This is a genomic window from Nonomuraea sp. NPDC059194 (assembly GCF_042754765.1).
GTDB lineage: Bacteria > Actinomycetota > Actinomycetes > Streptosporangiales > Streptosporangiaceae > Nonomuraea.
In genome coordinates this window covers 120,580-133,079 of the sequence record NZ_JBHZBH010000001.1, presented here as the reverse complement: position 1 = coordinate 133,079, position 12,500 = coordinate 120,580, and the positions used below count along the sequence as shown (strand labels likewise).

At 69.0% G+C, this 12,500-nt stretch carries 15 protein-coding genes; 10 read left to right on the top strand and 5 right to left on the bottom strand.

What is annotated here, in order from left to right:
- Window positions 1–43: 43 nt before the first annotated feature.
- From ACFXJ8_RS00660 to ACFXJ8_RS00650, 3 genes are all read right to left on the bottom strand, one after another.
- On the bottom strand, window positions 44–457 hold the full coding sequence (locus tag ACFXJ8_RS00660; protein WP_379641672.1) for a peptidase inhibitor family I36 protein: 414 nt from the start codon (window positions 455–457) through the stop codon (window positions 44–46).
- 85 nt (window positions 458–542) lie between these two features.
- Window positions 543–1,370: a formate dehydrogenase accessory sulfurtransferase FdhD gene (fdhD, locus tag ACFXJ8_RS00655; protein ID WP_379641671.1), complete on the bottom strand. Its 828-nt coding sequence runs from the start codon at window positions 1,368–1,370 to the stop codon at window positions 543–545.
- A gap of 10 nt (window positions 1,371–1,380) precedes the next feature.
- The gene (locus ACFXJ8_RS00650) at window positions 1,381–3,606 is read right to left on the bottom strand and encodes an FdhF/YdeP family oxidoreductase (protein WP_379641670.1); all 2,226 of its coding nucleotides are present in this window, start codon (window positions 3,604–3,606) and stop codon (window positions 1,381–1,383) included.
- A gap of 275 nt (window positions 3,607–3,881) precedes the next feature.
- On the opposite strand from ACFXJ8_RS00650, the gene ACFXJ8_RS00645 reads away from it, so the two are divergent.
- From ACFXJ8_RS00645 to ACFXJ8_RS00610, 8 genes are all read left to right on the top strand, one after another.
- The gene (locus tag ACFXJ8_RS00645) at window positions 3,882–4,757 is read left to right on the top strand and encodes a biotin--[acetyl-CoA-carboxylase] ligase (RefSeq protein WP_379641669.1); all 876 of its coding nucleotides are present in this window, start codon (window positions 3,882–3,884) and stop codon (window positions 4,755–4,757) included.
- A gap of 33 nt (window positions 4,758–4,790) precedes the next feature.
- Window positions 4,791–5,303, top strand: coding sequence for a PH domain-containing protein (locus ACFXJ8_RS00640; RefSeq protein ID WP_379641668.1), 513 nt, complete (start codon window positions 4,791–4,793; stop codon window positions 5,301–5,303).
- Between the two features lie 13 nt (window positions 5,304–5,316).
- Window positions 5,317–6,273, top strand: a complete 957-nt coding sequence (locus ACFXJ8_RS00635) for an adenylate/guanylate cyclase domain-containing protein (RefSeq protein WP_379641667.1) — start codon at window positions 5,317–5,319, stop codon at window positions 6,271–6,273.
- A gap of 16 nt (window positions 6,274–6,289) precedes the next feature.
- Window positions 6,290–7,375, top strand: coding sequence for an S-(hydroxymethyl)mycothiol dehydrogenase (locus ACFXJ8_RS00630; RefSeq protein WP_379641666.1), 1,086 nt, complete (start codon window positions 6,290–6,292; stop codon window positions 7,373–7,375).
- Window positions 7,372–7,968, top strand: coding sequence for an MBL fold metallo-hydrolase (locus tag ACFXJ8_RS00625; protein WP_379641665.1), 597 nt, complete (start codon window positions 7,372–7,374; stop codon window positions 7,966–7,968). Before ACFXJ8_RS00630 ends, ACFXJ8_RS00625 begins: the two co-directional genes overlap by 4 nt.
- 186 nt (window positions 7,969–8,154) lie before the next feature.
- Window positions 8,155–8,334 (top strand): bacterioferritin-associated ferredoxin, encoded by a 180-nt coding sequence (locus tag ACFXJ8_RS00620; protein WP_379641664.1) that lies wholly within the window; start codon window positions 8,155–8,157, stop codon window positions 8,332–8,334.
- 17 nt (window positions 8,335–8,351) lie between these two features.
- Window positions 8,352–8,831: a bacterioferritin gene (gene bfr / locus ACFXJ8_RS00615; protein ID WP_379641663.1), complete on the top strand. Its 480-nt coding sequence runs from the start codon at window positions 8,352–8,354 to the stop codon at window positions 8,829–8,831.
- 356 nt (window positions 8,832–9,187) lie between these two features.
- A complete protein-coding gene (locus ACFXJ8_RS00610) occupies window positions 9,188–9,319 on the top strand; it encodes an excalibur calcium-binding domain-containing protein (RefSeq protein WP_379641662.1) in 132 nt (43 codons plus the stop codon).
- Window positions 9,320–9,466: 147 nt separating this feature from the next.
- On the opposite strand, the gene ACFXJ8_RS00605 is transcribed toward ACFXJ8_RS00610, so the two are convergent.
- Window positions 9,467–10,147 carry a response regulator gene (locus ACFXJ8_RS00605; protein ID WP_379641661.1) on the bottom strand — a complete coding sequence of 227 codons (681 nt, stop codon included), beginning with the start codon at window positions 10,145–10,147 and terminating at the stop codon, window positions 9,467–9,469.
- Entirely contained in the window at window positions 10,144–11,337 is a 1,194-nt protein-coding gene (locus tag ACFXJ8_RS00600) for a sensor histidine kinase (protein WP_379641660.1), read from the bottom strand. The genes ACFXJ8_RS00605 and ACFXJ8_RS00600 overlap by 4 nt, the downstream gene beginning before the upstream one ends.
- Window positions 11,338–11,549: 212 nt before the next feature.
- Here ACFXJ8_RS00600 and ACFXJ8_RS00595 point away from each other — a divergent pair, with 212 nt between their 5' ends.
- The gene (locus tag ACFXJ8_RS00595) at window positions 11,550–11,792 is read left to right on the top strand and encodes a DUF4267 domain-containing protein (RefSeq protein ID WP_379641659.1); all 243 of its coding nucleotides are present in this window, start codon (window positions 11,550–11,552) and stop codon (window positions 11,790–11,792) included.
- Window positions 11,789–12,199 carry a DUF2871 domain-containing protein gene (locus tag ACFXJ8_RS00590; RefSeq protein WP_379641658.1) on the top strand — a complete coding sequence of 137 codons (411 nt, stop codon included), beginning with the start codon at window positions 11,789–11,791 and terminating at the stop codon, window positions 12,197–12,199. Before ACFXJ8_RS00595 ends, ACFXJ8_RS00590 begins: the two co-directional genes overlap by 4 nt.
- The last annotated feature ends 301 nt before the right edge of the window (window positions 12,200–12,500 follow it).

Genomic DNA, 12,500 nt, shown 5'->3' with positions numbered 1-12,500 from the left:
AACGGCCCGGCATCGCACGATGCCGGGCCGCCTCCTGCCTGCGTCAGTGAGCCTTGACCCGGAACTCCGGATCGGTGGTGCCGCACGACGGACCGTTCGGCCCGCCGATACGGACGGAGCTGAAGAAGTCCCGATAGGTGGAGAAGAAGTTGCCCTTGCCACCCGGGGTGGTCACGGCGGAACAACCGCCGAAGTCGGCTTCGGAGTAGAGGTGGATGTAGGAACTCGTCCGGTTCCAGTCGGACTTGGCCCGGTCGTCCATGTTCAGCGCGGCGAGGTCGCCCGTGCTGGCCTGGATCTCGACGATGTCGCCGGTGCCGTTGAGACCGGAGAACAGGCAGTAGTAGCCGGCGCGGCAACGGTCGTAGCCGTCGGCCGCCTGGGCGGGAGTGGTCGGCAGGATGGACAGTGCGACGGCCGCGACAGGTAACGCCAGCATGTGAAGCTTCTTGTCCACTACCTCTCCTTCGATGAAACTTTTCTTCGACGGACTTTACGAAGATACATGACTCGATCTTGCCGGTGAAGAGGTCGTGAACGGGTTACAGGGCGATGCGCTCCCTGCCCGCGTAGATGTTGCAGCGCTCCTCGCGCAGGAACCCGACCAGCGTCATCCCGAACTCCCTGGCCAGGTCCACCGCCAGCGACGACGGCGCCGACACCGCGCACACCATCGGGATGCCCGCCGCCAGGGCCTTCTGCATGATCTCGTAGCTGGCCCTGCCGCTCACCATGAGCACGTGCCCGGCGATCTCCGTCTCGGACAGCGACGCCCAGCCGACCAGCTTGTCGACCGCGTTGTGCCGGCCGACGTCCTCTCTGAGCGCCACCAGGGAGCCGTCGGCTCCGAACAGCCCCGCCGCGTGCAGGCCGCCGGTCTTGCCGAAGCCGCCCTGCGCCTCCCTCAGCCGGTACGGCATGCCGTACAGGATCTCGGGGGTGATCGACAGCTCGCCCTGCGGCAGGGGGTGGCAGCGGTCGCGCAGCGCGTCGAGGCTGGCCGAACCGCAGACCCCGCACGCGCTGGAGGTGACGAAGTGCCGGTCGAGAGCGGGCAGGTCGGGTAGCGGGCGGTTCAGCGCCACCGTGACCGTGTTGTAGCGGGCCTCGGGCGGGACGTCCTCGTCGGTGCAGTAGCCGATCGCCTTGATCTCGCCGCGCCTGGCCAGCCCCTCGCCGTGCAGGAACCCGGCCGCCAGCTCGAAGTCGTGGCCCGGCGTGCGCATGGTGATGGCCACGGTTCTGCGCTCGCCGCCCGGCGCGGTGAGGCGGATCTCCATGGGCTCTTCGGTGGCCAGGTAGTCCCGCCGATCTCTGGCGCTGCCGCCGGAGACTTCCATGATGTGGGCGCGGGTGGTAGGGGTTGTCACGTTCTGTACATTACGCAGAGGTCGTCACCTCCCCGCGGTCGAGCCTGCGCAGCGTGGCGACGGCGTTGAAGTCGGGGATGCGGGCATCGGGCGAGTGGCGCGACTCGTCGATCAGGACGTTGCCCTCCGGCCAGTGGATCTGCAGGTTGCCCGGCATGAGGGGAGCGCGCAGCACCTTCCCCCTGAAGGTCCGCTTCTTAGACGGGCCCGCGTTGACAAGCTCGACGGGCGTGCCGTCGGGCAGGCCGAGCCGGTCGGCGTCGTAGGGGCTCATCAGCACCGCCTCCCTCGTGGCGCCGTTGAACCTGTCGAGCCGCTCGTGGACCATGCTGTTGAACTGCTTGCCCCGCCGCGTCGCCACCATGAACGCCCCGTCGGGACGTTCGAGCGCGGGAAGCGCCACGACGGAGAACCTGCCGCGCCCGTCAGGCGTCCTGAAGCCGAGGTGGCGCCCGCCGTACTGCACGTTGTCGCCGAAGCGGCGCAGGCCCGCGATGCCCTCGTAGAACGGCACCGCCCGCTCGATGTCCGCCCTGATCTCGGGCGTCCCGGTGAACCCCAGCGGCAGGTCGGGCCGCACCAGCCGGGCCAGCGACGTGAAGATCTTCCACTCCGGCCACGCCTCGCCGACGCGCGGGCCCTCGACCTCGGGGGAGAAGATGATCCGCCGCTCGGTGGAGGTCTCGGTGACGCCGCCGACCATCTCGTAACGGGTCTGCGCGGGCAGCAGCAGCACGTCGCCGTCGCAGTCGGCCAGCATCTGCGACGACAGCACGATGTCGATGTGCGCCCGCAGCCGCAACCGCCGCAGCGCCCGGCGTGAGTAGGCGGGGTCGGGCAGCACCTCCAGGAAGTTGCCGCCCGAGGAGATCAGCACGTCGAGCTCGCCCGCGTGCGCGGCGTCGATCATGTCGGTCACGGTGAGGCCGGGCGCGCCCGGCACCTCGAAACCCCACAGCTCGGTGAAGCGCGCCGCGTTCTCCTCGGTGATCGGCAGGCCGCCGGGGAAGCCCGTGGCGTACGCGCCCATCTCGGCGCCGCCCTGGACGCCGCTGTGCCCCCTGATCGGCATCAGGCCGCAGTGGTCGCGCCCGACGAACCCGCGGGCCAGCGCCAGGTTGACGATCGCGCGCACGTTGTCCTCGCCGAAGCTGTGCTGGGTGATGCCCATCGACCACACCAGGACGGCCGAGCGGGCCCGGCCCAGCAGCTCGGCCAGGCGGTACATCTCCTGGCGGGTCGAGCCCGACAGCGCCTCCAGTGCCTCCCACGACTGTCCGGCCACCGCCTGCCGTACGTCGTCGAAGCCGTTCGTGCGCGCCTCGACGAACTCCCCGTCGATCCAGTCGTTCTCTATGAGGTGCTTGAGCACGCCGTTCAGGAAACCGATGTCGCCGCCCACGTTGACCCCGAAGAACTCATCGGTGATCTTCGTGCCGAACAGCGCGGACTCCACGTTGGACGGCACCCAGTAGCGCTCCATCCCCGGCTCGCGGTAGGCGTTGACCATCGCGATCCGGGTGCCCTCCTTCTTGGCGTGGTAGAGGTACTTCATCGCCACGGGCTGGTTGTTCGACGGGTTCGAGCCGACGAACACGATCAGGTCGGAGCCGATCCAGTCGGTGTAGGAGCAGGTGGTGGCGGCGGCGCCGATCGTCTGCTTGAGCGCGACCGTCGAGGGTGAGTGGCACACCCGCGCGGCGTTGTCGATGTTGTTGGAGCCGAGCGCCCGCACGGCCTTCTGCGCCGCGTAGTAGTTCTCGTTCGGCATGCCCCTGCTGGTCAGGTAGACGCCGAAGCGCGCGTCGCTGAGGGCCGTCGCCGCCGTACGCAGCGCCTGGTCCCACGAGATCCTGGTGAACCCCTTCTCACCCGCCCCCCTGATCATCGGGTACGGCAGGCGGCCCAGCTCGCGCAGCTCCGCGCTGGTCCTACCCGCCAGGGCGGAGACGTCCGACAGGACCCGCACGTCCAGCGCCGGCATGGTGTTCATCGGCAGCAGCCTGAGCCTGATGTTGCACAGATGGACCTCGTCCATCGTCCAGTCGCGCATGCCTTTCGTGCCGAGCGCGCACCCGTCGCACGTGCCCTGCCTGAGGATGCGCCAGGCGTAGCGCCTGTTGCCCTTGACGGACCTGAACGCCTTCCACAGCTCCAGGTAGTTGTTCGGCTTGCGCAGGCCGAGCCCGAACGGCCGCAGGCTGGCCCAGTTCCGCGGGTCGAGACGTCTGCTCATACCCCCATCCTCCTCCTGATGGAAGCCCTGCGACCCACCCGAACGCCACGACTCGCCGACAGCCCTCGCCCCCTCCGGGCACCGACTCTTCGCCTCTCCAAAGAGACGCCAGCCAGCCGCTGACCTTAAGCCTCCCCGGCTCCTTCCAAGAGACGCCAGCCCGGCGCTGACCTGAAGCTCTCCCAGAGACCTGACAGGGCGCCCTCCCGTGAGAGAGGGTTTTGGGTCGGCCGAATCGCGCACCAAGCGGTGTCAATCTGGGGGAAGATGGTCAGGTGTCCGATTCTCGCTTCGCCGACCTCGACCGCCCGCCCCTCAACCAGGCGGCGCTCACCCGCGCCCTGGTCAGGCCCGGCGGCCTGTGGACGGACCTCACCATCGTGGACCGTACCGGATCCACCAACGCCGACCTCGCCCAGCAGGCCAGAGCCGGTGCGAGGGAGGGGACGGTGCTGATCGCCGAGAGCCAGTTCGCGGGCCGCGGCAGGCTCGGCCGCATCTGGAACGCGCCACCCCGCTCGGGTCTCACCTTCTCCGTGCTGCTGCGCCCCCAGGTGCCGCCCGTCCGCCAGGGCTGGCTGCCGTTGCTGTTCGGCGTCGCCGCGGCCTCGGCCGTACGGCGGGTCGCCGAGCTGGACGTCCGGCTGAAGTGGCCGAACGACCTGCTGGTGGGAGAGAAGAAGCTGGCGGGCGTCCTCGCCGAGCGCGTCGAGAACGGCAGCGTCGTGGTCGGCGTGGGGCTGAACGTGTCGTTGCGCGCCGCCGAGCTGCCCGTAGACACCGCCACCTCGATCGCCATCGAGCTCGCCGACACCGGCACCGGCACCGACGCCGACACCGGCACCGACGCCGACCCCGACCGCGAGCGCGCGCATGGCACCGACAGGGACCCGCTGATCAGGGCCATCCTGCGGGAGATCGAGAGCCACTACCGTGAGTGGATCGCGGCCGACGGCGACGCCGACGCCTGCGGCCTGCGCGCCGCCTACCAGGCCGCCAGCGCCACGATCGGCCGCGAGGTCAGGGTGGAGCTGCCGGGCGAGCGGATCCTGACCGGCACCGCGACGGGCATCGACCCGTTGGGGCACCTCCAGGTCGCGGGGCAGACGCTCAGCGCGGGCGACGTGGTCCACGTTCGTCCTTCGTCGTAGCGTTCGACGAGGGTCCGTGCCACGATTTCTGCCATGACTCTCCCGGATCATCACCTGACGCAGGGCGAACGGCGCATCCGGTCGTTCCACCCGCACTGGAAGCGGCTCATCGGGCCCGCGGTCGCGCTCGTCCTCATCCTCGCCGCCACCGGCGCGGGGCTGTACCTGATCCCAGGTGACTGGGAGTTCGCCCTGTACGGCAGGGCCGCGGTCATCGTGATCGCGGTCATCCTGCTGACCATCTGGTCGTTCATCCCCTACCTGCAGTGGAAGAACACCGGCTACGTGCTCACCACGCACCGCTTCACGATCAGCACCGGCGTGCTGAACAAGTCCACCGACGAGATCCCCCTCACCAAGATCAACTCGGTCAGCTCCGACCAGTCGGTCACCGAGCGGATGCTCGGCTGCGGCACGCTGACCGTCGAGTCGGCCAGCGAGCAGGGGCAGCTCGCGCTGCGCGACATCCCCAAGATCCACGATGTGCGCGCCGACCTGTTCCGCGCCGTCGAGGACATCTCCGACGGCGCGGTCGACGGGAAGTAGCCGGAGCACGAGCATGAGACCCACGGCGGAGGAGATCGAACGGTTGCTGGTCGGCACCACGGCCCGCTACACCAGGGCGGAGGTCGCCGCGGGAGCGGGCGTGTCGCAGGAGCTCGCCGAGCGGATCTGGCGCGCTCTGGGGTTCGCCACGCACGCCGACGACGCGGTGGCCTTCTCCGACGCGGACGTGGCGGCGCTGCGTAGGGTACGCACGATGCTCGACAGCAGGCTGCTGGACGAGCCCACCGTCATCCGCCTGGCCAGGGCGCTCGGCCAGACCACCGCGCGGCTGGCCCAGTGGCAGGCCGAGATCATGATCGGGGCGATGCTGCCGGGCGAGGAGGCGTCCGACGACGATCTCGCCAGGATCCTGGAGACGTCACAGCAACTGCTTCCCGACTTCGAGCACGTGCTCGTCCACGTCTGGCGGGCCCAGCTCGCCGCCGCGGGCACCCGCCTGCTGGCGATGGCCGACATCAACGACGAGCGGGTGCCGGGCCGCGTGTCGATCGCGGTGGGCTTCGCCGACCTCGTCTCCTTCACCAGGCGGTCGAGGGAGCTGTCGGAGCGGGAGCTGGCCGAGCTCGTGGAGGGGTTCGAGTCGCGCGCCGCCGACGTGGTCGCCGCCCACGGCGCCAGGCTCGTCAAGACGCTGGGCGACGAGGTGCTGTTCACCGCGCCCACCCAGGCGCAGGCGGCCGAGATCGCGCTTGCTCTCGTCGAGACGGGCGAGCTGCGCATCGGCATGGCCTACGGCCCCGTGCTGCCGATCATGGGCGACGTGTTCGGCACGACCGTCAACCTGGCAGCCAGGCTGACGGCCATCGCCAGGCCGCGCACGATCGTCATCGACGCGGAGCTGGCCGAGGGGCTGACCGGCGAAGACTTCGAGCTGCGTAAAATTCGGCGCCGACCCGCCAGAGGTCTCGGCGTGGTGCAGCCGTATGTCTTGCGGAGATCATCGTCCTGAGCACATGATGAACGGCATGCCGTACGAAGTCCAGGGCGTCATCGCCCGAGGTAAGGGCCAGGAAGTCTCCGTCGAGACCATACTCGTGCCGGACCCGGGACCGGGCGAGGCGGTCGTGGCCGTGAAGGCGTGCGGCGTCTGCCACACCGACCTCCACTACCGGGAGGGCGGGATCAGCGACGACTTCCCGTTCCTGCTCGGCCATGAGGCGGCGGGCGTGGTCGAGGCGGTCGGCGACGGTGTCACCGACCTCGAGCCGGGCGACTACGTGATCCTCAACTGGCGCGCGGTCTGCGGCAACTGCCGCGCCTGCCTGCGCGGGCGGCCCTGGTACTGCTTCGCCACCCACAACGCCACGCAGAAGATGACGCTGAAGGACGGCACCGAGCTCAGCCCCGCGCTCGGCATCGGCGCGTTCGCCGAAAAGACGCTGGTCGCCGCCGGACAGTGCACCAAGGTCTCGGCCGACGCCCCGCCCGAGGTCGCGGGCCTGCTCGGCTGCGGCGTGATGGCCGGACTCGGCGCGGCGCTCAACACCGGCAACGTCTCGCGCGGCGACACCGTGGCCGTCATCGGCTGCGGCGGCGTCGGCGATGCGGCCATCCTCGGCGCCTCGCTCGCGGGCGCCGCGAAGATCATCGCGGTGGACGTCGACGACCGCAAGCTGACCTGGGCCCGCGAGTTCGGCGCCACCGACGTCGTGAACTCCGGCTCGGAGGATCCCGTCGCCGCCATCCAGGCGCTGACCGGCGGCTACGGCGCCGACGTCGTCATCGAGGCGGTCGGCCGCCCCGAGACCTACAAGCAGGCCTTCTACGCCCGCGACCTGGCCGGCGTCGTCGTCCTGGTCGGCGTGCCCACCCCCGACATGCGGCTGGAGCTGCCGCTGCTCGACGTCTTCGGCCGCGGCGGCGCGCTGAAGTCCTCCTGGTACGGCGACTGCCTGCCCTCCCGCGACTTCCCCCTGCTGATCGACCTGTTCCTGCAGGGCAGGCTCCCGCTCGACAGGTTCGTGTCGGAGACGATCCCGCTCGACGGGGTCGAGGAGGCCTTCGCCAGGATGCACAGGGGCGAGGTCCTGCGTTCGGTGGTGACGCTGTGATCGACAGGGTCGTCACCTCGGGCACGTTCTCCCTCGACGGCGGAACGTGGGAGGTCGACAACAACGTCTGGCTGGTCGGCGACGCGCGTTCGGTGATCGTCATCGACGCCGCCCACTCCGCCGAGAAGATCGCCGAGCGGGTCGGCGGCAGGTCCGTCACCGCGATCGTCTGCACCCACGCGCACAACGACCACATCAACGCGGCCGCCGAACTGTCGAAGCTGACCGGGGCGCCGATCCTGCTGCACCCCGCCGACCAGGTGCTGTGGGAAATGGAGTACGGCGACGCGGTGCCGTACTCACCGCTGGAGGACGGTCAGAAGCTGCAGACGGGCGGCGTGGAGCTCCAGGTCATCCACACGCCGGGCCACGCGCCTGGCGCGGTGTGCCTCTACGCGCCGGAGCTGGGCGCGGTGTTCACTGGCGACACCCTGTTCCAGGGCGGGCCCGGCGCGACGGGCCGGTCGTTCTCCTCCAGGGAGACGCTGGAGGAGTCGATCAGGACCAGGCTGCTGCCGCTGCCGCGCGAGACGGTCGTCCACACCGGTCATGGCGACTCCACCACGATCGGCGCGGAAAGCTCCGCCTTCTAGGGAGATCCTCGCGGGGACGGCCGTGGCCGGTCCACTACGCAACGAAACCTATTCTGGGGGAGGAATGTCCTCTCTGGGGGGTTTCGTGCCTGTGTCGCACTCCACATAGGCAAGCCTTACCAACGTGGGTTATCTTAGGTGTGCCTAACCTTAAGGTTCCGTTTCCCGCGAGAGGTTTGTCCCCCGATGTACGTATGCGTCTGCCGAGCCGTGACCGAGAACGAGGTCCACGACTGCATTGCCGCAGGCGCCAAGAGTGCGCGGCAAATCCGCGACACCACCGGCGCCGGGGGGGACTGTGCCTCTTGTGTCCGTAAGATCTGTGCGATGCTGAAGCGGTCCGAGGACCTGATTCCGACCGCATAGCACGAGGGGCCCGTTCAATGCAGGGCGACAAGCAGATCATCGAGTTGCTCAACGAGCAGCTGACCGCGGAGCTCACCGCTATCAACCAGTACTTCCTCCACGCGAAGATGCAGGAGAACTGGGGCTACACCCGACTGGCCAAGCACACGCGCGACGAGTCGATCGACGAGATGCGCCACGCCGAGCGGCTCACGGACCGTATCCTCTTTCTCGAAGGACTGCCCAACTACCAGCGGCTCGGCACCCTCCACATCGGCCAGACCGTCGAGGAGCAGCTCAGGGCCGACCTCGAGGTCGAGCTGAGCGTGGTGCAGCGGCTCAAGCCTGGCATCCAGCTGATGCGCGAGAAGGGCGACACGACCTCCGCGCGTCTCTTCGAGGACATCCTCGCCGACGAGGAGCACCACATCGACTACCTGGAGACGGAGCTGGGGCTCATCCAGAGCCTGGGCGAGCAGCTGTACCTCGCCCGCTACGCCGAGCCTCCCTCCGAATAACGACCCTGAAGACGCCCGCCGTGACCTCCGTCCGGCGGGCGTCTCGCTGCCCGGGGCGTGTCCTCGCTCCCTGTGACGGAACCGATACGCAAGCGGCAGACATGTCGGTGGTGGCGACATACGGTGTCGAGACACACGTCGACCTCGGGGGCGAGGCGTTCCAGTGAGCTATCCGCCTGCCCGCCCGCCGTGGCCGCCGCGCCGAGGCGAAGAAGCCGCAGGAGCCTGCCCAGGATGACCAGCCAAGGAAGGAACCGAAGAAGCCGCAGGAGCCTGCCCAGGATGACCAGCCAAGGAAGGAACCGAGGAAGTCGCAGCAGCCTGCCCAGGACGACGAGCAGCCCTCCCCGGAGCCGGTGAACGACACCGACCCGAGGTACAGGACGTGCGGTGAGGCCAACGCCCACGGTCTCGGCCCCTACCAGCGGGGCGTCGACGAGGAGTACGACTGGTATCAGGACCGCGACGGCGACGGGCGGGTCTGCTAGCGGCGCGAGACCCGGCGCACCTCTGCTTCCACGGGCGGTGATGGTGACGCTGAAATGGTCGACCGGTGTGCCTGGCCGGTCGGCGGCCGGCTCGTTACCGCTGGGACGGGGGCGCTGGTCATTCCCTGGAGTGGATCAGCGCGAGACTTACGACGGGCCGGAGCTCGGATGCCCACCGCCAGGCGCCGCCAGGCCGGTCTCGTAGGCGAGGATGACGAGGTGGACCCGGTCGCGGGCGTCCAGCTTGGCCAGCAGGCGGGTCACATACGTCTTGACGGTGGCGACACTGATCACCATGGCGGCGGCGATCTCGGCGTTGGACAGGCCGCGCCCGACGAGGGTCAGTACCTCGCGTTCCCGCTCGGTGATGCCGTTGAGTGGACGTGGTCGCGGAGTCGATGGAGGGCGGCCGGCGAATTCGCTGATCAGACGGCGGGTGACACTGGGTGCGATCAGGGCGTCGCCTGCGGCGACGACGCGGATCGCCGCGAGAATGTCGTCCAGGGCCATGTCCTTGACGAGGAATCCGGAGGCTCCGGCGCGCAGCGCGCCGTAGACGTAGTCGTCATCGTCGAACGTGGTCAAGATGATGACGTGTGCTCCGCTGGAGCCCTCGGAGATCAGCCGGGTGGCCTCGATGCCGTCCATGCCGGGCATGCGGATGTCCATGACCACGACATCGGGCAGGAGCTCCTCTGTCAAGGCGACCGCCTCGGCGCCCGTTCCGGCCTCTGCCACGACCTCGAGGTCGGGATCGTTGCTGATGACCATCTCCACTGCGGCACGGATCAAGGGCTGGTCGTCGGCCAGCACGATGCGGACGGTCATCGTGCTTCCGCCGGTACCGGCAAGAGCGCCGCGACGCGGAAACCGCCTTCAGGACGTGCTTCGGCGGAGAATGTGCCGCGCAGGAGGTTGACCCGCTCGCGCATCCCGGCCAGGCCGTATCCGCTGCCCTCAGCGCCGGCACCGCTGGAGCCGCCTGAGCCGCTGTCGAGGATCTCGATGGACAGTTCCCTTTCGCGGTAGTCGATGGACACCAGGCAGGAGCGGGAGCCGGCATGGCGGACCACGTTGGTGAGCGCCTCCTGAATGATGCGGTAGGCGGACATGTCGAGGTCCACGGGCAGCGGACGCCGCTCTCCCCGCCACTCCACGTCGACGCGGACGCCTGCCTGTGTTGTCGTTGCGGCGAGCTGGTCGACGTCGGCCAGCCCCAGTGTGGGATCGAGGGGCGCTTGCGGCTGGCGAAGCGCGCCGAGCATCCGGCGCAGCCCCGACAAGGTCTGCCGGCCGGCGTTCTCGATCTCGGCCAGCGCGCCCTGAGCCCTGGCCGGCTGGGTGTCGATGACCCGCCGTGCCGCGCCGGCCTGCAAGGCGATGATGCCGATGCTGTGGGCGACCATGTCGTGCAGCTCACGGGCGATCCGGAGGCGTTCGTCGGTGACCGCCTGGGTCGCCGCCTGGGCGTGCAGCCGCTCGGCGTGGTTGTGGGCCTGGTGTGCGACATAGCCGACCAGCCAGGCGATGATCACCGTCATCGCCACGGCCAGCTCTGCCGAGGTTCCGACGCACAAGCCGTACAGCATCCGCGTGCCCACGTATCCGGACAGGACGGCCAGGGCCGCGACGGCGGCGATGATTCCCGTGCGGCGCGGCTGGCCGGCCGCGACGACGTACAGTGCGACGTCAACCGCCAGGAACTGGGCCAGGGGAATCTCGCCCACGCCCAGTGGCAGGGTCGCGACGACAGAGGCACCGAGGAGCAAGGCCACGGCCGGCAGCGGTCGCCGGCGCAGCAGAACGCTGCCGGCTGTCGCCAGAGCCGTGGCCACCGCCAAATACGTTAAGCCGTCCCACCGGTACAGCAGGACTCCGGCCTTCACGGCGGGCTCCGTCTCGCCGGGCAGCCTGACGCGGATCAAGAGCGTGAACGCCAGGCCCCCACACCACGCCAGTGTCGTCCAGGCGCCGGGTGGCACCCGTTTCAACAGGGGCGGGGGTGGTGTGAGGTGCATGACGCGAGGTTAGCGAGCTGGCCAGAGCTCACCGGATCGGACCCCGGGTGTACACCCACAGTCGGCCGGCGTGGCAGCAAGTGTCAGCCTCGGTCTGATGCGGCGCCAATCGCCGGGATTCTAGGTTCATCTGCCATGACACCGGCAACATCACCGCGCCGCCGACGGTCGTGCGCCCGCCATCTCACCCCCACCCCGGGAGTAGACGCACCATGTCCCCCCTCGCCTGGGTCCTCCTGATCCAGGCCTGCACCCCGGCAGCGGACATGATCACGATTCTGGCGCACGACGGGTCGACGTCTGCCGCGATCGGCATCCACGGGGCCACCGCGGCGGTCGTGCTGGCTACCGGGTGCCTCGTCCTGAGAGAAACCAGCAAGCAGATCCGCTCCGCCGACGCCGACGTGATCGGCCAGGTCCCACCATCACGCGAGGAAGGGCGCCTCACGCCATGAAGAAGATTCTGTACACGGCCCACATCTACATGATTGTCGGCGTGCTCAGCGGCCTGTACTACCGCGAGATCACCAAGCTGAACGACTTCACCGGCGACACCCAGCTCGGGGTCGTGCATACGCATCTGCTCGCGCTCGGCATGTTGTTCTTCCTCATCGTGCTGATGCTGGAGAACGCGTTCACCCTGACTGCCAGCAGACTCTTCCCCTGGTTCTTCTGGATCTACAACACAGGGCTCGCGCTCACCGTGCTCATGCTGACCGTCCACGGCACTCAGACCGTGCTCGGCGCCACGACGAGTGCGGCGATCTCCGGTATCGCCGGACTTGGCCACATCCTGCTGACCGTCGGCCTGATTCTGCTGTTCACCAACCTCAGCAAGCGACTGGCCGCCAGAACCGGCTGACCGGCTCCACGCATCCAAGAACGGGCCACGGCATTGGCCGGAAGGCGCCGCGTGGACGTTGTCCCGCCGTGCCCGTGGATATCGTCTTCAACGCGAGCGCACGCCGTGAGGCGATGCCGGTGAAGCCGCGGTGGTGGGCGAGGCGTCCGCTTTGGGGGAGAATCCGCGACACGCCGGGCTGGACAGCCGCGCGGGAGGCCGCACTCGGATGACCATGGTGGCTGGCGGGGGCTTGCCGTACAAGAGGAAAGAGCGGACGCTGAGGGCCGGGTAATGTGTGGGGCATTAAATTCGCACTAGC